This window comes from Bacteroides mucinivorans (genome assembly GCF_034654355.2).
Lineage (GTDB): Bacteria > Bacteroidota > Bacteroidia > Bacteroidales > Bacteroidaceae > Bacteroides > Bacteroides nordii.
In genome coordinates this window covers 1-24,743 of sequence record NZ_CP178179.1, presented here as the reverse complement: position 1 = coordinate 24,743, position 24,743 = coordinate 1, and the positions used below count along the sequence as shown (strand labels likewise).

Genomic DNA, 24,743 nt, shown 5'->3' with positions numbered 1-24,743 from the left:
CGTGTTATAAAACATACTATTTTTCTTGGATTATTTGCAGATACCACCAAAAGCCGTACATTTGCAATGTGTTTTTCATAGTATTAGATTTAAGGTTAACAAAGGTTGGAGCAAGGCGTTGCTCCTTTTTTTATGTCCGTACCTTTTCACCTCCTTTCATCAATATTCTCTTTTGATGATAGCAGGAATTAAAAAGGTAAAAACAAAATAGTAGCCACTATCGTTCTTTTTTTATTATATTTGTAATATGCATGCAAAAAAAACAGAAACCACCAATTTAATGCTACATATTATGAAAAAACTTCTACTCCTCATCACAATCCTTTTACCCGCCTTACAAAGTACATACGGGCAAGAGCAACCCTGGATCTCCGCAGGCAAACAATGGTCAACACTTGTACGTCCTTCAGTCTCACCCGAATATTATCACGAATGGACTACTACCTCCTTTTTAAAATCAGATACAATTATCAACGATTTACATTATTTCAATATCTACACAACAGAAAATGAAGATTTAACTGAAGCCAAATGGTCAGGACTTTGCATCCGACAAGATGGTGATAAAGTATACCACTACAATACAAAAAGTCAGCAAGAATTATTATTATTTGATTTCAGTAAAGAATATGGAGATGAATTTACATATTATGACGGTGTTCAAGTTAAGGTAACCGCCGCTTATACCTACATAGATATAAATGGAATACGCCGGAGGGCTATTAATATAGTATCTGTTGACGGGGGAGGAAGAGACGAATGGATAGAAGGCTTTGGCTCTATGCAGAATGGAATAGGGCAACCTTGCCTTTCTAAAGCAGGAACAGGTTACAAACTTCTATGCTGTCGCGATAATAAGCAACAATTTTACCATGATCCAGACTATAAAACTTGCTATAGAAAGACCTATCCTCCTTTTTTTCTTTTGACCGACCACACAAAGTGGAGAGAGATCAATTACTGTGAATCCAACAACGAAATACCGACAAAATACAATTTACATGATTATGAAGTTCTGGGAGATACCGTAATAAACAATCAAATGTATAAGAAAGTATACTTAACCATTAATGGAGAACATACAGATTACTATACAGCCATCCGCGAACAAAATAATATATTAGTGTGTAAACCGGCAAATAACGATAAAGAATATACCTTAGCAGACTACAGATGGACCGGCAGTGAACAACTTCAGTTTAACGATATCTCATGGACCCCTTATGAATTCGAATGTAATATAACCGGACAGATAGAGTCAGAGAATAAATATCTGTATGATTATATTCAATTAGCTGACCATTGGGGCAGGATACAAGCACCCTCCAAAGATGTCCGTTTCATAAAATATTTCGGTTCTACATTAGGATTATTTTCTTATCTGCTAATGGGAGGACAGACTATCGATCGTCAAATGTACAATGAACTTGTTTCGATTCATATCGGAAATGACCTGATTTACCAAAACCCTTATTTTACAGAAGACGGTGTACTTATCAGCACAATACTCGAAAACCATTGGTTGGGGCAGGATACAAAATGGACAGAAGTAAGATACCGTACAATGTGGTGGCCTGTCTTCTTTAATAAATACCACTATAAACTGAAAGGCGTTGAATATGTAGATGGAAACTATTACTGGAAAGTCTATTGTGGGGATAGGGAAACAGGCAAAATGCGCGAAGATAAAGAAGGCAACATATATTACAGAGAGCAGCAGACTGACAATGGAAATAATATCTCCAAAGAGTTTCTGCTATATTCATTTGGAAAAGAGCCCTGGAAAATAGGAGACAAAATACGATATGCCGGCGAATGGGATGCCGATGGAGTTAAAGAGGTAGAACATACCATCACGTATTTGGAAAATTACACATTAATAAATGGCGAAGTAGTGCCTGCAACTATCACCAACATAGGATTCCTAATATATGGTATCGGGAACACAACAGGAATAGTCGAAGGAATATATCCACAACCCACAGATGGAAGTCAGGCTGCCCTATATGAATATTATCGGAAAGGAGAACTGCTCTACCGCAATAAAAGCGTTGGTATAGAACCGGTCAATGCTTCTACCCAACTAATGATTCGAAATGAAGGAAACAGCGTCATTTTTAAGCAAATTGCTACGAACAGCAATGCATCACTTTTAATCTACAATATCAACGGGCAAAACATCGGAATTTATCCAATGACCGATAATGAAGTAATCATCAATCATCTGCCAGCGGGAATTTATTTATATCGGCTATCTTCCACTACGCATGAAGAAACCGGACGGTTCGTTATTTTGGTAAAATAAAATAATGCTTTATAGAGTATTCATTGGTTCAATCCCAATACCTACTCCATTATTTTTCACTTATAAACTCTGATATAAAAATACGGCTGCAAAAACTTTTGTTTCTTACAGCCGTATTCTTTTGATCGTTTTTCTTTATCTCATTTTACACTTGCCAAAAGGCGAACAGCATTGCCGTCATTCAGTGCATAAGTGCTCTTTTCCATATTCTTATCGAAAGTACGACTTCCGGCATTCCAAAGAGCATAATTCATTTCAACTTCATTAGCACTGTAAGTGATATCAAGTTTGAAATAAGGAGTCCAAGCCTCTTTCACACTATCCCATTTTGCAGCTTCTTTACAAACTACACGGTTTTCATTGTCATAAGTATAAGTGTAGCGAAGATGACGGAACAGATAGCCGGATTCATTTTTAAAGATAGTCTTAGCTACCAGTAATTCACCATTCATCTCATCATTTTTCACATAGTCAACAGGATTACTTGCATTAGCACTCATTACACTTGCCATTAACACTGCTACCATTACCACTGCTTTGAAAAATACATTTGCTTTCATAATCGTTATTTTTTTATTGTTATTATTCTTTGGATCTGCGACTGCTGTTTTTTTCTCAACCGCCTTCGCATATAGATAGTCAATAGCCGTGCCAAAGGTATAATAACCTGATTATCAACGATTATAAAAATAAGACATGCGTTCATTTTCGAACAGATGTCCGCTCAAAAACGGACATAATCACATCACTTCGTTCTTTCACTTAAATGTAATGACCGTTTCTCCATCAGCTTTGCACATAATGAATACTTTCCTCCTGTAAGTAGGTTCATCCGCAGAATAAATAAGTTTTCCATTTACTTTCCAGGATACTATATCACTGATATAATCACCATTTGCTTTACGTTTGCCCTGATATCTGTGTTGAAGAGCCATTTCATAAGGCTTGCCCTTGAAGTATACATAAAAGGTAAAATCACTGTACCGCGAATCGCCGTACGCATAAGTAAAGAAACTATTCAGATTTTCATCCTTATCCATTACTATATTATTTATCTCATTATTATACCAAAGTCCATCAGTTGTTGTAGCAAACTCAGTAGGAGGTGCCGGTGGTGTATCAAGCAGAGTCTTACTGGAAATGGGCAATGCAATCATATTAATAAGATCATGCCCTTCCTCATCAATAAAATAGAAACGTACAACATGACCGCTAAAAAAAGGTCTCCCATCTTTCATACTATCATACCAATGCTCTTCATCATCGTTGCATGACGCAAAACCAACTGCCAAAAGGAGGAGTAATACCAGTCCGGATAAATACTTTGTTTTCATAATTCCTTAGTTATTATAGTTCAGTCTTTTTATCTCCCAATCCACACAAAAATAAGAAATAATATCCAAGCAGTAACTTGAAGGAACAATCAATTTAATAAAAACACACAAAATAATAGATTACACTGTGTCGATGTACCTCCCCGTAGAAAAAATACTTTTTGTTAAAATACCCCTTCCGGAAAGCCTTCTTTTTATAAATTTATAAATGCAAATATTAAAGCATGTTATAAAACACACTTTTTTATTTGGATTATTTGCGAATACCACAAAAGGCCGTATCTTTGCAATGTGTTTTTCATAGTATTAGATTTAAGGTTAACAAAGGTTGGAGCAAGGCGTTGCTCCTTTTTTTATGTCTATACCTCAGATTACATCTTTTCCTCCTGTTTAAAAACTTACTTCTGAACGATTATAGTTCATCTATCCGAAGTTATCATAATAACAATTACAACGAATGATCTTGATTGAAGCTTCCTGATTCTTAAATACGAAAGAAACATATAAAACACTGATTTTCAGCAGACTTAAATAATCTATTATTTATGATGCAAAAGTACGTACTTAAGTATGTGTTAAATGTACACTTTTATATAGCAAAAGTACGTACTCTTAGTATATAAAAGTACGTACTCTTGTCAGTACAAAAATCATAGTTAAGGAATACTGTTAATAATGTTAATGATCAGAGTCCGGTTGTTCACTCATTAAACCAGTCAATCTTCTTTGAAAAATACATTACGGAGGCAAGTATTACAAACAATCCCAAACTTCCGGCAAGCAAAGCAAAAGTCTCTAACTGGATAAGAATAAATATGTAAATGTACAGTACACTTAATAGTCCCGACATAATAAATGCCGGTTTCTTCTTTTTAATGATACCCAGCATATAACCTCCTACCAGGCCGATTGTCAATACTGCCGAAATCAGATAAGCCATATTGAACCCTACATGTTCGGATATAGATAACAATAAGCTATAGAATAAACAAAGCGCCAATCCCACCAACAGGTATTGCAACACATGGATACGTGTCTTTTCCATCATCTCCGTAAAGAATATCACTGCAAACGTCAGTAGTATGATGAGAATAGCATATTTGGCAGAACGCATCGATTGTTGATATTGCTCGACGGGAACTTTCAGATTTACTCCGAAATTAGAATTTTCGATATCCTTAACACCCGCATTACGATAATCAATTATCACCTGAGAATAATTCCGGTTCAGATTCAACACCTGCCAGTGTGCAGAAAAACCTTCCTCAGTTACTTCTCTGCTATCCGGCAGATAATTACCGGTAAAACTTGGTGTACTCCAATTGGCTTTCAGATTTACCTTCGTTGTTTTCCCCAGTGGAGCAAAATTAATAGATTGCGAACCTTTCAGTTTAATCTTCATTTCATAGGGCAGTTTTTTATTCTCTTTCAAAGCAGAAAGATCCACCACAGCATGTACACCCACATTCTTAACTCCCCTGCCATCCATACCCGGTTCAAAGATGTAGACAGAATCGTTCAAAGTAATGCTGATCTGTTCACTGATTCCCCGCATATCGGTGAGATTGAAACAGACAGCCGCTTTCCGGAGATAAAGTACATCTATATCTACTCCGCTTTTACGAAGTTCTTCCGCACTGAAGGAACCTTTAAAAACTAACTCCGACTGATATACATTCACCTCATAAATTCCCCTTTTAAGAATTTCTGTACGAAGCTGCCCATCAATAAAAAGCTCATCAGGAAGCAATATTATATTTCCATTGCTGATCTTCTGCTTTCCATTGTCTTCAGAGACAATCGGATATTGCAGATTAATATATGGGCCTGTAACAGTCTGTGCCAGACTCCACTTCTGGCTAACCTCGTCGATGGCATCTACCTGCGTCTGCCCACGCTCGGTAATCATACTTTCGATCATAACCATTGGTATCAGCAAAAGAAGAACCAATGCAGCAATAACCAGTACTTTAACAGTTTTGGAAAAACTCCGGGAGCTACTTGTATGCACCGGTTTTTCCACTTTGTTCAAATTTTCATTAAAATCGTCCATAGTAGAATAGTGTTTAGTAAATAATTAAGAAACTTTTTTTTGAATTCTATAAAATGCAAAATAGTTTCTAAGTCTAGTTTAGTTTTTGTATAATACTCCTTTTTTCTCCAAAAAGAAAAAACAAGTTGTGTAACGCCAAGCGTTCAGGTTGATTTCAATAAACTTTCCAATGCAGCAATGTGCTCTTTAAAAGCTTCCTTCCCCGGAGGTGTGGCCTGGAAAGAAGTTTTTGTTTTCCTACCCACAAAGGCTTTTTTACAGACAATATAGCCAAGTTCTTCCAGCGCACGGGTATGACTCGCCAAATTGCCGTCCGTCAGTGAAAGTAATTCTTTCAACGTATTAAAGTCAGACTCCTCATTGACCATCAAGACCGCCATAATACCTAACCGGACTTTGCTTTCAAACGCCTTATTTATATTCTGAAATCCTTCTAACATCAACTACTTGCTCCTTTCATATTGCAAATAAAACAATATACCGTACAATATATGAAGTCCTCCAAACCCAATGGTCCAGAACATGAGTGCATAACCCTCGAAAAAGCAGTCTACAACTCCTAAAAGAAGAAACCCATATCCCAGCCAGGCTACATTGGAATAAGTAAATTTAGAGACGTTGACCAGAGAAAGCCCGTAAAACAGTAACATGACCGAAGAAATCACTCCATAATTCTCATGTAACAGCAAAGCGATACAAAACAGTCCCCCTACAAGCAAGGGAAGCGAAAAGTTCCATAAAGTCCGGTATGTCAGTTTACTAAAAATCTTCTGTCCGGTTTTTCTCGCCTTATAGCAAGACAGTATACAAGCCGTAATAACCGAAGCTATCAGCACCAACGAAGCTACCAGTATCATCTCTGCCAGAGAAGCTTCCGATTTAAAGACCCGGGCGACTACATAAGCGCCAACCAATGAATAAGTACCAGCCATAACAGCTGTCATACCACTGAGAGATACAAATCTGGAGGACTTTTCCATCAACTCCTTTATCTCATTTACTGATTCTAATGCTTTATCTTTATTCATATAAAAAGTACTTTGCGCTACAAAGTAAAATAGAAATTATCAGAATACAAAGAAAATATCAGAAAAAAATATAAATAGTGACTTTTATCAGGGTCTAACTACACATCTGCCTTCTTATTAACCTTACAGATTTATTCACTGAATCAGGAATATACAATCTCCATAACGTTTCTAGAGATGTGGAATGAATTAAAAGTTTAAACCATTATTTATCTACATGAGGGTAATATTTCCCTTTTGCTGATTCTAATAATGTAGGATTCCATTTCACATCAGGAATAAAGGTCTGATTATTTACTACAGTACTCTGTACGCCATTTATATTTGTTTCAAGGGTTAAGGTAACAACCACTATAAAATGCGAAGTCAGATCAAATGTTCTATTAAAACCAAGCGATCCTCCCCCCAACGGAGCATCGGGAAGGTAAACTGCATAAGGGGCCGGAGTTCCATACGGAGGCAAAAGCTCTCCCGCAAAATTCTTATACATAATAGGTACTCTGCAAGATGATGTTATAGAATAAATATTTTTGTATAAATTATATGGAGAACTTATTTCAAATTCAAAATTATTTCCTAAGTCATTTCCCAATGCATGCCATACCGATACACCACTATCCTGATACACATCATAATTAAATTTATAACTTGTCACATATGGTAATAGTTCCGGATTGATAACTGTTTGTATATCAGCCCCATTCAAACCTTCTAACTCGTATATATATGAAAACTCATTTGGTTCATCTTTCTCTTCATAGGTAGCTAATGGATGCAGATAAATAACAGGTTTTTTCACTGCTCCCCATGCGCCCAATGTCCCTACATTCTCTTTTGATATGGAGAAAGAGATCGGAGCCAACATTCCCGATTGCATACTGGTTATATTACCTTTCAATTTGACAGTTCCATTTGTCTTTAACTGAACCTGCTGAGTTGTTTCTTTAGCAGAATTAAAACCTCCTATGAAAGAACCTAATAGTTTGCTTACTCCTGTTTTTACAATACCTTTTACTCCACCTTCAAGAAGTGAACCGTTTTTTTTTAAAAGCTCCGTCGACAACCTGCTTCGCTACCCATTTCTCTGCCGCGCTTCCTCCCATTTTGGCAACACCTTCTACCGCTCCGCTCAATGGATTGGAATTTGTGATAGATATAATCAACCCACTCGTTTCTGATTCGAAATCACCTTCTAAAGTTATATTCGCAGTTGTCATAGATTCCGGAATAAACTGTAAACTTCCCGTCAAAAAATCAGGATCATAGGCTAACTCAAATTGAAAACAATTCCAGCCGACAGAATATCCCTTTGCAGAGTTGTTAGTAATGTTGCCGAGATAAAGATCGGACGGACTATCTTTTGTTGCGTCTCCCGCATAATCAGAAGCAAATGCCAATAAGGATTGAGGAGATTCAAAATGTATTTTCCAGATTGCCGTATTCTGAAGCTGCGCTACACTTTGTTCCAAATAGTAAAAAGCCTTCAATATTCCTGTAAATTTATTATGGAAAATAAGATAGTTTAATCCCCGTTCGCCATGGCCATTTACAGTATGAACAATCAAATCCCAACCATCCGTAACTTTAATGTCTTTACGAATTTCCTCCGGAATATCTGATGAACTAATCTCCGCCCAAGGAGGAGCTACTGATACTCCGGAAGCTAAAATAACAGTTTTCCAATTTTCCCAATCTGAAGCCATCGATTCGCTTCTTGTCATATTACCCAAATTGTTTTTCCTCGGATACGCAATTAATCCCGGTTCTTCTATCGGGCCCACAGGTGTTTCCAACAAAGAATCTTCGACACTACTACATGCACTAATCACAAAAGTAAATAATGCTATTCCAAACAGTTTTTTAATCATAAGTATTCATTTTTAGTTCTACAATTTTTATTTATTCAATGTATCCGTAGCCTTCTTGTTGAGTGCCAACTAACCATTTATAATCTTTCCATCTTTCAGTATTCCGTACATTCTCAGGTACTTTGCCTGACAATCTATTGAATTGTACGCTTGGGATATTATATTTGGCATCCAACCAACAATCCCATGGCAACACGGTTAAATCATTGTAATTCAAAGTAACTCCTCTATTTGGATTTTCTAAAAGAGTCAGTGGAACAGTGCCATAGAAGTGGTTATGGCTTAAATCTATCAACATAAGACCGGAAAGCTGCCCCAATTCCACAGGTATCTCTCCCGTCATACCGTTATTAATCAAATATAAACGCTTCAGTCTCTTAACTTCTCCTATTTCTTTGGGTATTTCACCTCCCAACGCTGTGGCAGTAACACTCAGAATCTCTAATTTCGTGAGGTTTGCAATAGTAGCTGGCAATCCTCCTACAATATTTCCATTCAAATATAAGATGCGTAGTTCTGCCAGCTGTCCGATGGTAGCTGGCAGACTTCCAACAGCAGAAGGAGAAATCTGAATATTTACGATACGATATTCCCCATTTATTTCTTCCGTCTTAACATCAGTCCAGGTATTATAATCACCTCGGTCCCAGGTTTTTCCCCAGTAGACTCCTCCTCCGGTTTTATCGTACACATCCAGCATTACCAGACTATCCGTTTTATTTAATAATATACGCGGTTCAACTTTCATCGGCTCCTCTTCCTTTGAGCAACTACTGAATATACATATAATCCCAAAGAACATGCATAAAAAATAAAAATGTTTCATTGTTATAATTTTAATTCGAATATTTCTGATTTACATACAAAAAAAAGACCAAAAATATAAAAAACAGATTGATAGCAATTTAGATTAACGCCAATGAATAAGAATGTAGAATTAATCCACAAAACCGGGGAGTATTTACACAAGATTAATTGGAGAATAATCCTTCAATACAATTTATCAAGAATAGGCAAATTTCTATGCTTTTTCCTCATTAACCCCACCGGATATTTATTAACGTAAAGATAACGTTGCAATAACATACTATGATTAAGCCACCCTCTATCTTTGCAACATCGAAAGAAACAAATAAAAGTATAAACCCATAAAACAGTAATAGTATGAAAACTTTAGTATTATCAGTAGTAATTGCAATGACATTCGTATTGAATACAGTAAGTGGCAACAATCTCCCCGAATTTGCTTACAACACCACAACAAACGGAGAACAAGTGGAAAGTCAGACCGTATATACAGTAGAAAACGGTAAATACCTGCATCCGCATCTGAAATATAACTATACGTATAATGCTGATGGAAGCGTTTCGAAAAAAGAAGTATTGAAATGGAGTGAGATTATGCAGGTATTTGAAAAGCAATACTGCCTGAATTTCACACATGACCCTCAGGAGAATAGTATCGAATACGCAGCATGGGATGCTAAGACGGATTCTTACTCAGATATAAAATCGAAAGCTGTCTATCAGACCAGAGATTCCGGACAGATACTCAACTACCAGAGCTACGAATGGAATAAAAAAGAAAACAACTGGAATCTGGCTACCGAACATACGATCCTGAATGGAAATGACGGTTTGTTTGCTAACAAATAATCTCTCTTTACAATAACTCTGACAAAAGCAACAGGGCTGCAAGACTTTACATCTCGCAGCCCTGCCATTTTAATACCTGCTGATCTTATTTTGTACTGGCCAGAAGGCGAACAATATTGTCATGATTCAGTGCATAAGTACTCTTTTCCATATTCTTATCGAAAGTACGACTTCCGGCATTCCAAAGAGCATAATTCATTTCAACCTCATTGGTATTGTAAGTGATATCAAGTTTGAAATAAGGAGTCCAAGCCTCTTTCACACTATCCCATTTTGCAGCTTCTTTACAAACTACACGGTTTTCATTGTCATAAGTATAAGTGTAGCGAAGATGACGGAACAGATAACCGGATTCATTTTTAAAGATAGTCTTAGCTACCAGTAATTCACCATTCATCTCATCATTTTTCACATAGTCAACAGGATTACCTGCATTAGCACTCATTACACTTGCCATTAACACTGCTACCATTACCACTGCTTTGAAAAATACATTTGCTTTCATAATCGTTATTTTTTTATTGTTATTATTCTTTGGGTTTGTGGCTGCTGTTTTTTCTCAACCGCCTTCACATATAGATAGTCAATAGCCGTGCCAAAGATATAACAACCTGACTATCAATAGATATAACTTTTCAGATAGCGTTCATTTCCGAACAGCTGTCCGCTCACAACCGGACAGTGAGATTAATTTTGCCCGTTAACGTAAAAATAACATTGGAAGAAGGAAGATAAATATAACCTGATAAAGCTTCATTCCTCCAAAATCCTTATCAGGTCTTAATAAAAAGAACTTCTTTCTTAAAGTATGTTTAATAACATCCTTTTTTACTTGGATAATTTGCAGATTTCGCTAAAGTCCGTATCTTTGCAATGTGTTTTTCATAGTATTAGATTTAAGGTTAACAAAGGTTGGAGCAAGGCGTTGCTCCTTTTTTTATGCCCATACCTCTCAAATCCCCCTTCCAACTGCATCAACTCCACACCGATTTTTACGCAACTTTGTGGTTATCTGAAAATAATCCCGTAAATTTGTTCCCAATTAATGAAATAACATAATAAATCACTATAAACAAAAGGATTATCGCTATGGAATATAATTTCAGGGATATTGAAAAGAAGTGGCAAAAACGGTGGGTAGAAAGTAAAACCTACCAGGTGAAGGAAGATGAATCGAAACAAAAATTCTATGTGCTGAATATGTTTCCCTATCCGTCGGGAGCAGGACTACATGTAGGACATCCGCTGGGATATATTGCTTCGGACATTTACGCCCGCTACAAACGCCTGCAAGGTTTCAATGTACTGAATCCTATGGGATATGACGCATACGGCCTGCCTGCCGAACAGTATGCTATCCAGACAGGGCAACACCCTGCTATTACAACCATAAAGAATATCGACCGCTATCGGGAGCAATTAGATAAAATAGGGTTCTCTTTTGACTGGAACCGCGAAATACGTACGTGCGATCCGGAATATTATCATTGGACACAATGGGCGTTTATGAAAATGTTCAATAGCTATTATTGTAACGATGAACAGCAGGCACGCCCTATCGAAGAGCTTATCCAGGCTTTCGGAATCTACGGAACAGAAGGTATGAACGTTGCTTGTAGTGAGGAACTCAGCTTTACTGCCGACGAGTGGAAAGCAAAAAGTGAAAAAGAGCAGCAGGAAATCCTGATGAATTATCGTATCGCTTACCTGGGCAACACCATGGTGAACTGGTGCCCGGATCTGGGAACAGTACTTGCCAATGATGAAGTTGTAGACGGTGTTTCCGAACGCGGTGGTTTTCCGGTTATCCAAAAGGTAATGCGCCAGTGGTGTCTCCGTGTATCTGCTTATGCCCAACGTCTGCTCGATGGTCTGGATACTGTAGAATGGACAGATTCTCTGAAAGAGACTCAGCGCAATTGGATTGGCCGTTCAGAAGGTGCCGAAATGCAGTTTAAAGTGAAAGATTCTGATATTGAATTCACCATTTTTACCACTCGTGCCGATACAGTATTCGGTGTAACCTTCATGGTACTTGCCCCCGAAAGTGAACTTGTGGCACAGCTCACCACTCCCGGACAACAAGCAGAAGTAGATGCTTACCTTGAACGCACCAAAAAGCGTACGGAACGTGAACGTATTGCCGACCGCAGTGTAAGCGGTGTATTCTCCGGAAGCTATGCCATCAACCCGCTGACAAACGAAGCTATCCCCGTATGGATCAGTGATTATGTATTGGCAGGTTATGGCACGGGAGCTATCATGGCCGTACCTGCACATGACAGTCGTGACTATGCGTTTGCCAAACACTTCGGCCTTGAAATCCGTCCGCTGATCGAAGGTTGTGATGTCAGTGAAGAAAGCTTCGATGCCAAAGAAGGTATCATGATGAACTCTCCACGTCCGGGTGCTCCCGAAGGTGGACTGGTATTGAATGGTCTGACCGTAAAAGAAGCCATTGCCAAAACAAAAGAATATATCCAAACTTCCGGACTGGGACGGGTAAAAGTTAACTTCCGCTTGCGCGACGCCATTTTCTCGCGCCAACGTTATTGGGGTGAACCCTTCCCGGTTTACTACAAAGACGGTATGCCCTATATGATTGACGAAGCCTGTCTGCCGCTCGAATTGCCGGAAGTTGACAAATTCCTGCCTACCGAAACCGGTGAACCTCCATTGGGACATGCTACCAAATGGGCATGGGACACTGTAAACAAGTGCATAACCGAAAACGACAAGATAGATAATATATCGATCTTCCCGCTCGAACTCAACACAATGCCGGGCTTTGCAGGTTCTTCTGCATACTACCTCCGCTATATGGACCCGCGCAATACCCAGGCACTTGTTGATCCCGCTATCTGCCAGTACTGGAAGAACGTTGATCTCTATGTAGGCGGTACGGAACATGCAACCGGACACCTGATTTACTCTCGTTTCTGGAATAAATTCCTGTATGACCTCAATGTTTCTGTAATGGAAGAACCGTTCCAGAAACTCGTAAACCAGGGAATGATACAAGGACGCAGTAACTTTGTATACCGCATCAAGAATACCAATACGTTCGTTTCTCTGAACCTGAAAGATCAGTACGATGTCACCCCTATCCATGTAGATGTAAACATCGTATCCAATGATATTCTCGATCTGGAAGCTTTCAAAGCATGGCGTCCTGAATTTGAAACGGCAGAATTCATTCTTGAAGACGGCAAATATATCTGTGGCTGGGCAGTTGAAAAGATGAGTAAATCAATGTTCAACGTTGTGAACCCGGATATGATTGTAGAGAAATACGGTGCCGATACACTCCGCATGTACGAAATGTTCCTCGGCCCGGTAGAACAAGCCAAACCGTGGGATACAAACGGTATTGACGGTGTGCACCGCTTTATCCGTAAATTCTGGGCACTGTTCTATAACCGTAATGACGAGTATATCGTAACAGACGAACCGGCTACCAAAGAAGAGTTGAAGTCATTGCACAAACTGATTAAGAAAGTGACGAGTGACATCGAGCAATTCTCTTATAATACTTCAGTAAGCGCATTCATGATCTGTGTAAATGAACTCAGTACACTGAAATGTAGCAAGAAAGAGATATTGGAGAAATTGGTAATCGTCCTTACTCCCTTCGCTCCGCACGTATGCGAAGAGCTATGGGATACATTGGGAAATACAACCTCTGTCTGCGATGCCCAATGGCCTGCTTTCAACGAAGAATACCTGAAGGAAGACGTAGTAAACTACACCATCTCTTTCAACGGTAAAGCCCGTTTTACTATGGAGTTTCCGGCAGATGCTGCCAGTGATGCTATCCAGGCGGAAGTATTGGCGGACGAACGTTCTCAGAAGTGGACGGAAGGTAAAACTCCGAAAAAGGTAATTGTAGTGCCGAAGAAGATTGTAAACGTTGTGATTTAAAATAAAATCTATATGTATAAACCTACAAAAGCTGAAGTGATGCGGGAAGCCAGAGATTACATCTTCATCACACTCGGATTGTTCAGTTATGCCCTCGGATGGGCTGCTTTTCTGATCCCGTATCAGATTACCACCGGGGGTACAACAGGTATTGGTGCCATCATCTATTATGCCACTGGATTTCCCATCCAATGGTCGTATTTCATCATCAATGCCGTACTGATGACCTTTGCTATCAAGATACTTGGTCCGAAGTTCAGCATCAAAACCACGTATGCCATCTTTATGCTTACGTTTTTGCTATGGTTTCTGCAATTAGTGGTAAACGGGGCGGACGGCGTTCCTCCCAAAGTATTGGGTGAAGGACAAGACTTCATGGCCTGCCTGATCGGAGCAGCGATGTGTGGTATAGGTTTAGGCGTAGTATTCAACTGTAACGGAAGCACCGGCGGTACGGATATCATTGCCGCTATCGTCAACAAATACAAAGATGTCACCTTAGGACGCATGATCATGATCTGTGACGTTGTCATCATCAGTTCTTGTTATTTCATTTTCAATGACTGGCGAAGAGTGATATTCGGCTTCGTAACGTTGCTTATCATCGGTTTCGTTCTGGACTATATTGTAAATAGCGCCCGTCAATCCGTACAGTTCTTTATTTTCTCTAAAGACTACGAAAAGATTGCCGACCGTATAACCAAAGAGACCCACCGCGGAGTGACCGTACTCGATGGTATAGGATGGTATAGCAAGCACAATGTAAAAGTGCTTGTAGTACTTGCCTACAAACGTCAGTCGGTTGAGATATTCCGGTTGGTAAAGGATATAGATCCAAATGCGTTTATCTCTCAAAGTTCCGTCATTGGAGTATACGGAGAGGGATTTGACAGGCTGAAGGTAAAATAGAAGCAACTTATATCTTTTCAAAATAAATGCCGGTCGTATTTGTATTAAGCAGTACGATCGGTATTCTATTACAAGAGGATTAGCCAATGAACTATCATAAACAGTCAATCCACCACTAATCTCTGTCTTTCCAATATATAGAAGACTATACTTGGGAATTTGGTAAATACACTTCCTAATATAGAACATCGTATGCAATCAAAATTAGAATAATAAGTGGTTGTTATTCTTCTAATATATCAATATTCGAAAATTATCATGTATATTTGCAACTATACAAAAATTTACTACTATGTATTTTAAGTTTGAAAAGAAATGGATAGAAAATACACTGATTCTTATTGGTATTAGTGCATTGATTCCTCTCATAATTCTCTCTATTTACACTCAACCCTGTAATGATGATTATAATTACGCTTTAAGAGATAGCAGCACCAATTTTATTTATGCAGGTATTGATACTTACCTTAATTTTTCCGGAAGATATTTCGCTACATTCATTTCGCGTCTCAACCCGCTTATATATCACTCTTTAGAAGCATATAAGATATATACTATCATATTACTTTGTGTGTTTTTATTCGCTATGTATTATTTAGTATCTACCTTATCCTCAAAGACACTAAATAAGCGTGAAAAAATTGCTCTGACAGCTCTTCTATTTATTGTATACATTATACAATGTCCCAGCATATCGCAATCGTTTTATTGGTTTTCGGGATATGCTGCTTATACATTTCCTTCTATTTTATTAATTTGGCTATTTGGAAGTTTACTTAAATCTACTCAGATTCTGCGTACTATATTAAATATACTATTAGTTATCTGTATAGCAGGTAGTAATGAAATATCAACTGTTATTCTATTTTGTACACTTGCTTTTATTAACATAGAATGGCGGTTGCAGCATAACAAAAAGTGGAATAGAAGTTTTCTTCTTTTATGGGTTGTAGCAGCGATATGTACTCTAATTGTTGTACTATCGCCAGGCAATGCAGTAAGGATGCAGGGTGAAACCAGCTCTAATAATATTATATGGACAATAGGCGGCTCTATCTTACAAACATTGTCATGGTTTCCAATCTGGGGATCGGTACTTTTAATGATTTCCATCATCTACATTCCACTTTTTGGAAAAAGAATATCAGAAAGTACTTCGGAAAAACTTCATTTACTGTTTTCTATCAAAATAAAACATTTTCTTCTATTTTTCATCATAACACTTTTTCTGACGCATATACCACCAACCTGGGGATTAGGAACGGTTGCCATAGGAAGATTGGCAAATGCTATCTATGTCTTTTTTATACTATGCTGGCTATACTTGACTCAATTGATAATCAATCGTTATCCGGGGATTATCACACTTCAGAATAATAAATATTATCAATTTATCTATTTAGCTTTCTTCTTCTTTTTCACTTTCAACACAGTCTATAATATTGATGGGAATATAATGACTTCATACGTTGATTTGATTACCGGAAAAGCACGAAAATATTATTTAGAACTCAATAAAAGACATCTTCTTTTAAAAGATAACCAATCAACGGAAAAAGTTATAAAAATCCCGGGAATAGAAACCATTCCAAAAACCATTTATTTTAAAGATATAAGTAGTGATAAGGATTCATGGGAAAATGAAACCTATCGTACCTATTGGAATTGCTGCCCCCAAATATATATTGAAGATACGCCAAAGCTAGAATATTCAAACATGGAATATTTGAAACTATTTATGAAGGAAATAAGAAAAAACAACTTTAGCAGAACTGAAGAATGAAGAAAAAACTCGTATTTGCCACCAATAACTTACATAAATTGGAAGAGGTATCTCATATATTAGCCAATACTTTCGATTTATTAAGTCTTAAGGATATCAATTGTTACTCTGATATCCCGGAAACAGCAGAAACATTGGAAGGAAATGCATTATTAAAAGCAAAATTCGTATATGACTATTATCAAATGAATTGCTTCGCTGATGATACAGGCTTGGAAGTAGAAGCATTAAATGGGGCTCCGGGAGTTTACTCTGCCCGTTATGCCGGTAACAGTCATGATTCGCAAGCCAATATGAAAAAACTATTGACTGAACTCAAAGGAATAAATAATCGCAAAGCACAATTCCGCACAGTTATTTCTCTTATCATGGATGGAAAAGAATATTTTTTTGAAGGAATCATAAGAGGGAATATTATTGAAAAGGAAAGAGGTACATCCGGATTCGGATATGACCCTATTTTTGTTCCGGAAGAATACAATCAAACATTTGCTGAATTAGGAAATGATATCAAAAATAAAATAAGCCATCGTGCACAAGCGATTGATAAACTTTGCAAATTCATACAAAACATACAATAAATAATCTATTAATTAGTTATTTATAACACAAGCACATAGAACTCAAAATACTAATCTATGTGCTTGTTTAATTTTATTATAGTATGATGAAAAAAGCAATATTTACTCTTATTTATATCTTCGTGACTATAGGAACTATATTTGCCCAACAACAAGCTATTGGCAATTGGCGTTCTCATCTCTCTTATCATAATGTTACTTATACTGAACCAGCAGGAGAAATAATTTATGCTCTAGGCAATAATGGATTATTCTCGTATAATACAGATGATACAAGCATTCAATGTTATGAAAAAGCCAATCCATTAACTGATACTGAAATTACTCACATAGCCTATAGTAAAGAATATAAAACATTGATTATTATATATTCTGATAAAAATATAGATCTTCTTGTCAATAATCGGGATGTATACAACCTTCCTGATTATATGAATAAGGATATACAAAGCAAAGATATATATCATATTCATTTAGCCAAAGAATACGCTTATTTATCAACTTCTTTCGGATTGGTTATACTAAACTTAAAGAAGAAAGAAATTAGTAATGCTTATATTTTAAATAAAAAAGTGAATGCCTGTTCAGTAGATGATAATAAAATATATGCCGCCACTGATGAAGGTTTATTCACAGGAATATTAACCGATAATCTATTAGATATTAGTAACTGGAAAAAAGTATCTGATACTTCATATACCTATCTATCAATGTATAATGATAATCTAATAGGATATATCAATCCACAAGGAATTTATCTTATTAACAAACAAGATTATAGTTATTCACTGATAGGTAGTGGATATTTTAATTCTATGAAAATATACGCTGATAAATTAATAGCAACGAATAATAATTCAGCTGTAATTTTTAACGATATAAACAATAAGAATTATTTTAGCAGTAATGAATTTGAAATAGCTCACCTTTCTTACAATAATGGAGTTTATTGGGCAGGTGGATATGAGAATGGACTTATAGGATTAAAAATAAATGAATCTGATAAAACATTTAAAACCATTTTATCTAATATTATACCTAATAGCCCAATAAGAAATCTCCCTTATTTCATAAAATTTGAAGGTGAACGTATGTTTGTAACCGGAGGTGGTTTAACAACACAAATACTAAATAATAAAGGAACTATTATGACATTTGAAAATAATACCTGGGATCATTTCCAAGAAGATGGCATAACAGAATTAACAGGAGCCCGTTATCGTAACATAACCTCAATAGCAGAAGATCCAAGAGATAACAAACATCATTTTGCTTCATCAACTGGAGAAGGGTTATATGAGTTTTATGACAAAAAGTTTGTAAAACTCTATAGACTAAACAATAGTACACTTGAATCAGCACTTCCTGACAGTCAACATAAAAACGAATATGTATGGGTTAATGGACTTGTATATGATAATAATCAAAATCTCTGGATGTTGAATTGTACACCATATCATCAAATACATATATTAGATAAGAACAATAAATGGATTCCTTTGGGCTATGCTGAAATAGGTAATCCTCCTAACTTTGAACATGCCTTGTTTGACCGTCGTGGTTGGTTATGGGCTGCTGCTACTTATAAAGACAGAGGAGGATTATTCTGTCTAAATCATAAAGGAACATTAGAAGATACATTAGATGATCAACACAAATTTATGACTAAATTTACAAATCAAGACGGAACTATATTAAATTACTCTATATATTGTATAGCTGAAGATAAAGATGGAGCTATTTGGATTGGAACTAGTCAGGGACCTCTTGTTATTACTAATCCTTCAAAAGTATTTGATGATGATTTTTATTGTACACAGATTAAAGTACCAAGAAATGATGGTACCAATTTAGCTGATTTTTTATTAACTAATACCTTAATAAAAACAATAGTAATAGATGGTGCTAATAGAAAATGGATAGGTACAGAATACGAAGGAGTTTATCTTTTAAGTGAAGATGGGATGGAAACTATTCATCATTTTACAGCTGAAAATAGTCCATTACTATCTAATAGTATATCTTCTATTGCTATACATCCACGTACTGGCGAAGTTTTTATAGGAACAAGTAAAGGACTAATATCATATCAAAGTGATGCAACTGAAGGAGGTGAACAGTTAAGTGAAGATGCTTATGCCTATCCTAATCCGGTAAAGTCCGATTATACCGGAGTCATTACAGTAACAGGACTAGTAAGAGATACAAATGTAAAAATAACCAATACAAGCGGAAAACTAATTTATTCCGGTACTTCAGTTGGAGGACAATTTACCTGGAACGGACGTAATCTCCAAGGTAATAAAGTATCTAGTGGAATTTATTTTGTATTAGCTGCTGACAAAGATGGTAAACAAGGCATTGCTACAAAAATAGTAATTATTCGATGAAAGATTTATTAAGCAAACAATCAAAGGAACTATTGAATAAAGGTAATTGCTTTGATTTTATCAGATACTTTTTTACTATATCTATTATCATTGTACACTTTTGTTATCTGAATGACATAAAAGTATTTTGGTTTATTTCAGGAGCTACCGGAGTAAGAGCTTTCTTTATCATCAGTGGATTTCTTATCTTCTATAGTCACATTGAAAAACAAAGTATCAGATACTATATAGAGAAAAGAATCAGACGTATTCTTCCACCCTATATATCAGTAATAATATTATGTGTAGTAGCTGGTATTTTTATGACACAATTAAGTTTAAAAGACTATCTCAGTAGTAGTGAAACTTACAAATATCTCATAGCTAATCTTAGTTTCCTCAACTTTCTACAACCAACTCTTCCTGGTGTTTTTGAGTCAAATCCAATAACAGCAATAAACGGGTCACTCTGGACTATGAAAGTAGAAGTTATGTTTTATATTAGTGTTCCTTTTATATTTTGGATGTTAAAAAGATACAACAAATTATGGATTATGATAGCAATCTTTCTAATTGCTATCATCTATGAGTATTGTTTTACTAAACTATACGAACAAACAAATAATGATTTTTATTTACTAGTAAGAAAACAATTTGGTAGTCAGCTTATTTATTTCTATTCAGGAACTTTTATTTTACTATATTTCGATTGTTTTATTAAATACCTTAAATTTTTATTTCCGATTGCTATTATTATTTATTATTTTCAAGATTCCTATTATTTATTGACTTACATAGAACCATTAGCTTTAGCAACAATAATTATTGGATTAGCATACAGTTTAAAATACTTGAATTTCTTAAGAAAATATGATAATATCTCTTACGGAATGTACTTATATCATTTTCCTATTACACAAGCCGTAGTTTATTATATAGCTCCTCATTCTACTATTTATATATCTTTCATTCTATCTTTATTATTAACCATAATAGTTTCTCTAATTTCCTGGAAATTGATAGAAAAACCTATTATCACTGGTCACAAAATATGAATTGACTAACCCATTAATAACTTACTATTTATTAGGAAATGAATCGGTGGCTCGTATTTTTTGCACGAACCACCCTAAAATTATAAGTCATTTATAGCCTTATTCATCCAAGAGATACGATCCTGATAAGTTTTTTTCATACGAGCTATTGATTCCTCAAATGTCATTTCTGCATCTCCATTTATATTTTCAATTGATGGCCACATCTTATAGTTAATCTTTTCCGAATTTTTTATCTTCAAAGCAGTATTGTCTATTTCTGACACTATTGATTCAAAAACCTGTTTAGAAGAATTCCATTTTTGCTTAACAAGTGTTACGAAATAAGGATCTTCAAAAAGACGACTATACCAAATTCCATGTTTCATACAAAATCTTTCTTCAGGAACGAAAGTCCAATAATCAAAATCCCAAACAGGTCCAGCTACTAGTTTATCATTCTTATCTTTATGCATATAACTACTCTTAGGCCATCCGGGTTCACCATTATGTGCCAATTCATGTACCAACCACCAATCTATGAAACTATTCACATCGATATATTCTGTATAAGAATGTCCATCTATAGAAAAATTATCAGCATATATAGCTCTTTCTACTTGGTTTATATAATTTTGAATATAATTAAACTGTTTATCAACAAGTACATCTTCATCCGGTTCTTTAATATTAACTGGTAGATTACGAATATCAGTATGAAACTTATTAACCTCATCATAATTAATATCCATTTCTAATAAATAACCTCCCGTTATTGCATCTTCATCTATATCCGTCGATTCTATTTCCGCAATATTAACTCTGTTTTTATCGATCTTTATCTGTTCACATAAATAATAATTACCAAGATGTTTACCATTTAATATAAGTTCTACAAATTCTCCCCGTGGTGTCCAACCCAAACTTTCTGTATTCTTTGCTATCGTAAAAGCAATATGGTTACGCATTAATGTTCTGTCTATCCAATTCGCCAATAATACCCAACGTTTATGTTTAGGCATACCCAATACTTCTGCCTTTTTATCTAATTTTATGGCATAAGGCTTTTTTGGAAAACTCCAAGTAGAGTTACCACGCCCTTTTACACTTGTTCCTCCCAAATCACCAATTATTCCATTAGTCATCCAAATACATATATTTCCATCTTCCACCCAATCATCTTTACTCAAAATAGGAGTTTGCTGCGGTGTAGTGACATATATTACTGGAAGATCAAAACTATAAACAGTTACTTTATACTCTTGAGCTACATTTTGTTTAGAAATAATTCGATAAACTATCGGAGTAGAAAAATCATTAACTGTAACTCCACTAATTTGTTCTACATCATCAACAAAAACCTTATCTCCATTCGTATTAAATGTAGCTACCAAATTTGAAATATCAGTTCCATAAGGAACACAAACAGATACATCTTTTCCACTTATTCCCAAAGCATCAAACTTACCTACTACAGATGATGAAACCCCAAATGATAGAAAAGAATTTCCTCCACTACCTGAAGATATATGTAATAATGAAGATGATAATTGAATAGAGTTTCCTGTACCATCTTTTGTAGAAAGTACTAATATCACTTCTTCCGTATAATCAGAAGCTATTCCCAAATCCTGTATATATGCTTTGTACTGCCCTACTTTTATTTCTCCTTTTTCATTCAAAGAATGTTCTACTTTAATCAACTTATAATTAATTGGTGGAGTAACATAAGAAGGAGCATCAGTACGCGTATTGATATCTATTTTATCTAATTCCAATTGAGGGTGAGCATCTTTAACATCCAGACTAAATACAGCATTAGACGGATTAACTCTAAACTCAAAAACAGAAACAGAATTTTTTCCGACAGATAAATTATTCGTAAGTAATACAATGCCAGTAGGATAAGTAATATCTAAATTAAATGTGAAAGAAGTATTATCTGCCATTACTAATGTAATAAGACCATTTTTTTCATTCTTTTCTATAGATGAAATAATATGTGAAGTATCAGAAGTATAAGGAGTAACTATTGTACTTAATGTGACATCTGGAGCAGAGACATAATACGTTTCATAAGCATAATAACCATTTTCATTGATAACTACACGTATGGATATTCCTTCCTGACCTTCGGAAAGAAAAAAATTTCCATTTTTATCTGATATTTTATCAAAAGTATGACCACCATCGTAGGAAACACACCAGTATCCCTCTACATCAATCATCAGATAAGGAGTTATACCATTTTCTCCATTCTCCCCATCTTTACCATTTTTTAATCGAATAGAACTTCCATCTGAAAAAGTAATATCCCAACCAGTTTCTGAGTTGTCATTCAAAGGTTGAACTGATTCAATCACTTTTCCATTTTGATAAGCCAATTGCAAGGCAGATACCGCTTCTTGTAAATCGTTTACTGTTTTTTGCAATTCTTTTACATCGTTTTCTACATCCGTTAAATCTGTACAAGCGCACATAGAAATACAGAACAACAATATCATTCGAAAATGATATCTGAAAATGTTTATGTGTGTCATATTTTTTAGTATTAGTATTTAAGATCAACTCATTGTCACAATCCTAATTTCTCCGAAATCTCCAACATCCGCTTTATCGGCTTTACCGCCTTTTCTGCTATTTCCGGATCAACCAGTATTTCCGGTGACTCATTCTTCAGACACTCATAGAGCTTCTCCAGCGTATTTAGTCTCATAAAGCTACACTCGTTACATGCACAGGTACTATCATTCGGTGGAGCGGGAATAAACGTCTTTTCCGGGCATTTCTTCTGCATCTCATGAAGAATACCCGATTCGGTAGCTACAATGAATCGTTGTTCACTGCTGTTAACAGCATATTTCAATAAGGCAGCTGTAGAACCTACAACGTCTGCCAGTTTCAATACTGTACTCTTACATTCAGGATGCGCAAGTACGATGGCATCAGGATATTGTGTTTTCAGCTCCAGAATCTTTTCTACCGAAAACTGCTCATGCACATGACAGGCACCATCCCACAATAACATCTGCCGGTTCGTAACTGAGTTGATATAATTTCCAAGATTGCGGTCCGGACCAAAAATTATTTTCTCATCTTTGGGAAAGCTTTCTACTATTTGCTTTGCATTGGTAGAAGTTACCACTACATCGGTTACAGCTTTCACAGCAGCCGTTGTATTGACATAGGATATCACCGTATATCCGGGATGCTCTTTGACAAACTGTGCAAACTGATCTGCCGGACAACTATCGGCCAATGAACAACCTGCATTCATATCAGGCACTAATACCTTCTTTTCAGGACAGAGCACCTTTGCCGTTTCACCCATAAAATGAACACCGCACATCACAATGATATCCGCTTTTGTTTTGGCAGCCCATTGAGCCAATGCCAGACTGTCGCCTACATAGTCGGCGATATCTTGTATCTCACCCTTCTGGTAGTAGTGACCCAGAATAACTGCATTCTTTTCTTTTTTCAGCTCGTTAATAGCTTTTATGAGTTCATTCATAATAATTTTATTTTCTCTCCTTTTTAAAGAAAAATCCTTTGTTAGTGATAATAGGCTGTTAATAGTGTTAGCAAATAAAAGCTGTTTTTCTTGTCAGATAAGTTATTAGTCTCCAATACACAGTTATCAGTATATTATGAACGGACTGAAAAGAGGCTATTGGCTGATAATAAGCTATCTCTCAATTTGTATTAACACCTTGTTGATAAAGTGCAAAGTTAAAAACTTTATGGATATAAACAGGGTAATAAGTGCTGAAAAATATGTTTAAGAATGCATTGAAAGTTTATATTAACTTTTTTGTATTGTTCATTATAAGTCTTCCTTATACCTTCTTCTGAATAATGCAAGAGTTAGTTTTCAAAATCTTTGCTTTAAGTTTTGACAG

Annotated in this window: 19 protein-coding genes; 8 read left to right on the top strand and 11 right to left on the bottom strand. The window is 36.0% G+C overall.

What is annotated here, in order from left to right:
• Positions 1 to 292 precede the first annotated feature (292 nt).
• The gene (locus VCM39_RS00095; RefSeq protein WP_322932313.1) at positions 293 to 2,305 is read left to right on the top strand and encodes a T9SS type A sorting domain-containing protein; all 2,013 of its coding nucleotides are present in this window, start codon (positions 293 to 295) and stop codon (positions 2,303 to 2,305) included.
• Between the two features lie 140 nt (positions 2,306 to 2,445).
• On the opposite strand, the gene VCM39_RS00090 is transcribed toward VCM39_RS00095, so the two are convergent.
• From VCM39_RS00090 to VCM39_RS00055, 8 genes are all read right to left on the bottom strand, one after another.
• Positions 2,446 to 2,865, bottom strand: coding sequence for a DUF3836 domain-containing protein (locus VCM39_RS00090; RefSeq protein WP_322932312.1), 420 nt, complete (start codon positions 2,863 to 2,865; stop codon positions 2,446 to 2,448).
• 198 nt (positions 2,866 to 3,063) lie between these two features.
• On the bottom strand, positions 3,064 to 3,639 hold the full coding sequence (locus VCM39_RS00085; protein WP_007483027.1) for a hypothetical protein: 576 nt from the start codon (positions 3,637 to 3,639) through the stop codon (positions 3,064 to 3,066).
• A gap of 700 nt (positions 3,640 to 4,339) precedes the next feature.
• Positions 4,340 to 5,692, bottom strand: a complete 1,353-nt coding sequence (gene creD, locus VCM39_RS00080; RefSeq protein ID WP_025868301.1) for a cell envelope integrity protein CreD — start codon at positions 5,690 to 5,692, stop codon at positions 4,340 to 4,342.
• Positions 5,693 to 5,835: 143 nt separating this feature from the next.
• Positions 5,836 to 6,132, bottom strand: a complete 297-nt coding sequence (locus VCM39_RS00075; protein WP_002558440.1) for a winged helix-turn-helix domain-containing protein — start codon at positions 6,130 to 6,132, stop codon at positions 5,836 to 5,838.
• A 3-nt stretch (positions 6,133 to 6,135) separates the two neighbouring features.
• Positions 6,136 to 6,720, bottom strand: coding sequence for a hypothetical protein (locus VCM39_RS00070; protein WP_007483031.1), 585 nt, complete (start codon positions 6,718 to 6,720; stop codon positions 6,136 to 6,138).
• A gap of 205 nt (positions 6,721 to 6,925) precedes the next feature.
• The gene (locus tag VCM39_RS00065) at positions 6,926 to 7,783 is read right to left on the bottom strand and encodes a hypothetical protein (protein ID WP_322932311.1); all 858 of its coding nucleotides are present in this window, start codon (positions 7,781 to 7,783) and stop codon (positions 6,926 to 6,928) included.
• Complete coding sequence (locus VCM39_RS00060; protein WP_322932310.1) at positions 7,743 to 8,588, bottom strand: hypothetical protein; 846 nt, start codon at positions 8,586 to 8,588, stop codon at positions 7,743 to 7,745. The genes VCM39_RS00065 and VCM39_RS00060 overlap by 41 nt, the downstream gene beginning before the upstream one ends.
• A 31-nt stretch (positions 8,589 to 8,619) precedes the next feature.
• Positions 8,620 to 9,336, bottom strand: a complete 717-nt coding sequence (locus tag VCM39_RS00055) for a hypothetical protein (RefSeq protein ID WP_155921496.1) — start codon at positions 9,334 to 9,336, stop codon at positions 8,620 to 8,622.
• Positions 9,337 to 9,752: 416 nt separating this feature from the next.
• Between VCM39_RS00055 and VCM39_RS00050 the strand changes: the two genes are divergently transcribed.
• Entirely contained in the window at positions 9,753 to 10,244 is a 492-nt protein-coding gene (locus VCM39_RS00050; protein WP_122201495.1) for a DUF3836 domain-containing protein, read from the top strand.
• Between the two features lie 85 nt (positions 10,245 to 10,329).
• Here VCM39_RS00050 and VCM39_RS00045 read toward each other — a convergent pair whose 3' ends face one another.
• On the bottom strand, positions 10,330 to 10,749 hold the full coding sequence (locus tag VCM39_RS00045; RefSeq protein WP_007483035.1) for a DUF3836 domain-containing protein: 420 nt from the start codon (positions 10,747 to 10,749) through the stop codon (positions 10,330 to 10,332).
• 584 nt (positions 10,750 to 11,333) lie between these two features.
• Here VCM39_RS00045 and leuS point away from each other — a divergent pair.
• The 6 genes from leuS (at position 11,334) to VCM39_RS00015 (ending at position 20,862) form a co-directional block, all read left to right on the top strand.
• Positions 11,334 to 14,165, top strand: coding sequence for a leucine--tRNA ligase (gene leuS / locus VCM39_RS00040; protein ID WP_322932309.1), 2,832 nt, complete (start codon positions 11,334 to 11,336; stop codon positions 14,163 to 14,165).
• A gap of 12 nt (positions 14,166 to 14,177) precedes the next feature.
• Positions 14,178 to 15,074, top strand: a complete 897-nt coding sequence (locus VCM39_RS00035) for a YitT family protein (protein WP_007483037.1) — start codon at positions 14,178 to 14,180, stop codon at positions 15,072 to 15,074.
• Positions 15,075 to 15,366: 292 nt separating this feature from the next.
• Complete coding sequence (locus VCM39_RS00030; RefSeq protein WP_195350912.1) at positions 15,367 to 16,857, top strand: DUF6056 family protein; 1,491 nt, start codon at positions 15,367 to 15,369, stop codon at positions 16,855 to 16,857.
• Positions 16,854 to 17,438, top strand: a complete 585-nt coding sequence (locus tag VCM39_RS00025) for a non-canonical purine NTP diphosphatase (protein WP_025866625.1) — start codon at positions 16,854 to 16,856, stop codon at positions 17,436 to 17,438. The genes VCM39_RS00030 and VCM39_RS00025 overlap by 4 nt, the downstream gene beginning before the upstream one ends.
• A gap of 83 nt (positions 17,439 to 17,521) precedes the next feature.
• Positions 17,522 to 19,828, top strand: coding sequence for a two-component regulator propeller domain-containing protein (locus tag VCM39_RS00020; protein WP_025866626.1), 2,307 nt, complete (start codon positions 17,522 to 17,524; stop codon positions 19,826 to 19,828).
• A complete protein-coding gene (locus VCM39_RS00015; protein ID WP_195350910.1) occupies positions 19,825 to 20,862 on the top strand; it encodes an acyltransferase family protein in 1,038 nt (345 codons plus the stop codon). The genes VCM39_RS00020 and VCM39_RS00015 overlap by 4 nt, the downstream gene beginning before the upstream one ends.
• Before the next feature lie 80 nt (positions 20,863 to 20,942).
• Here the strand turns inward: VCM39_RS00015 and VCM39_RS00010 are convergent, their stop codons facing one another.
• Complete coding sequence (locus VCM39_RS00010; protein ID WP_320997036.1) at positions 20,943 to 23,381, bottom strand: CotH kinase family protein; 2,439 nt, start codon at positions 23,379 to 23,381, stop codon at positions 20,943 to 20,945.
• A gap of 35 nt (positions 23,382 to 23,416) precedes the next feature.
• Complete coding sequence (gene nadA / locus VCM39_RS00005) at positions 23,417 to 24,355, bottom strand: quinolinate synthase NadA (protein ID WP_002558459.1); 939 nt, start codon at positions 24,353 to 24,355, stop codon at positions 23,417 to 23,419.
• Between the last annotated feature and the right edge of the window lie 388 nt (positions 24,356 to 24,743).

Excerpts from the sequence above, each read along its gene's own strand:
- VCM39_RS00095 (WP_322932313.1), top strand. The coding sequence starts at position 293 with ATGAAAAAACTTCTACTCCTCATCACAATCCTTTTACCCGCCTTACAA.
- VCM39_RS00045 (WP_007483035.1), bottom strand. The coding sequence starts at position 10,749 with ATGAAAGCAAATGTATTTTTCAAAGCAGTGGTAATGGTAGCAGTGTTA.
- VCM39_RS00060 (WP_322932310.1), bottom strand. The coding sequence starts at position 8,588 with ATGATTAAAAAACTGTTTGGAATAGCATTATTTACTTTTGTGATTAGT.
- VCM39_RS00020 (WP_025866626.1), top strand. The coding sequence starts at position 17,522 with ATGATGAAAAAAGCAATATTTACTCTTATTTATATCTTCGTGACTATA.
- VCM39_RS00010 (WP_320997036.1), bottom strand. The coding sequence starts at position 23,381 with ATGACACACATAAACATTTTCAGATATCATTTTCGAATGATATTGTTG.
- VCM39_RS00015 (WP_195350910.1), top strand. The coding sequence starts at position 19,825 with ATGAAAGATTTATTAAGCAAACAATCAAAGGAACTATTGAATAAAGGT.
- VCM39_RS00090 (WP_322932312.1), bottom strand. The coding sequence starts at position 2,865 with ATGAAAGCAAATGTATTTTTCAAAGCAGTGGTAATGGTAGCAGTGTTA.
- leuS (WP_322932309.1), top strand. The coding sequence starts at position 11,334 with ATGGAATATAATTTCAGGGATATTGAAAAGAAGTGGCAAAAACGGTGG.
- VCM39_RS00055 (WP_155921496.1), bottom strand. The coding sequence starts at position 9,336 with ATGAAAGTTGAACCGCGTATATTATTAAATAAAACGGATAGTCTGGTA.
- VCM39_RS00070 (WP_007483031.1), bottom strand. The coding sequence starts at position 6,720 with ATGAATAAAGATAAAGCATTAGAATCAGTAAATGAGATAAAGGAGTTG.
- VCM39_RS00025 (WP_025866625.1), top strand. The coding sequence starts at position 16,854 with ATGAAGAAAAAACTCGTATTTGCCACCAATAACTTACATAAATTGGAA.
- nadA (WP_002558459.1), bottom strand. The coding sequence starts at position 24,355 with ATGAATGAACTCATAAAAGCTATTAACGAGCTGAAAAAAGAAAAGAAT.
- VCM39_RS00050 (WP_122201495.1), top strand. The coding sequence starts at position 9,753 with ATGAAAACTTTAGTATTATCAGTAGTAATTGCAATGACATTCGTATTG.
- creD (WP_025868301.1), bottom strand. The coding sequence starts at position 5,692 with ATGGACGATTTTAATGAAAATTTGAACAAAGTGGAAAAACCGGTGCAT.
- VCM39_RS00030 (WP_195350912.1), top strand. The coding sequence starts at position 15,367 with ATGTATTTTAAGTTTGAAAAGAAATGGATAGAAAATACACTGATTCTT.
- VCM39_RS00085 (WP_007483027.1), bottom strand. The coding sequence starts at position 3,639 with ATGAAAACAAAGTATTTATCCGGACTGGTATTACTCCTCCTTTTGGCA.
- VCM39_RS00035 (WP_007483037.1), top strand. The coding sequence starts at position 14,178 with ATGTATAAACCTACAAAAGCTGAAGTGATGCGGGAAGCCAGAGATTAC.
- VCM39_RS00075 (WP_002558440.1), bottom strand. The coding sequence starts at position 6,132 with ATGTTAGAAGGATTTCAGAATATAAATAAGGCGTTTGAAAGCAAAGTC.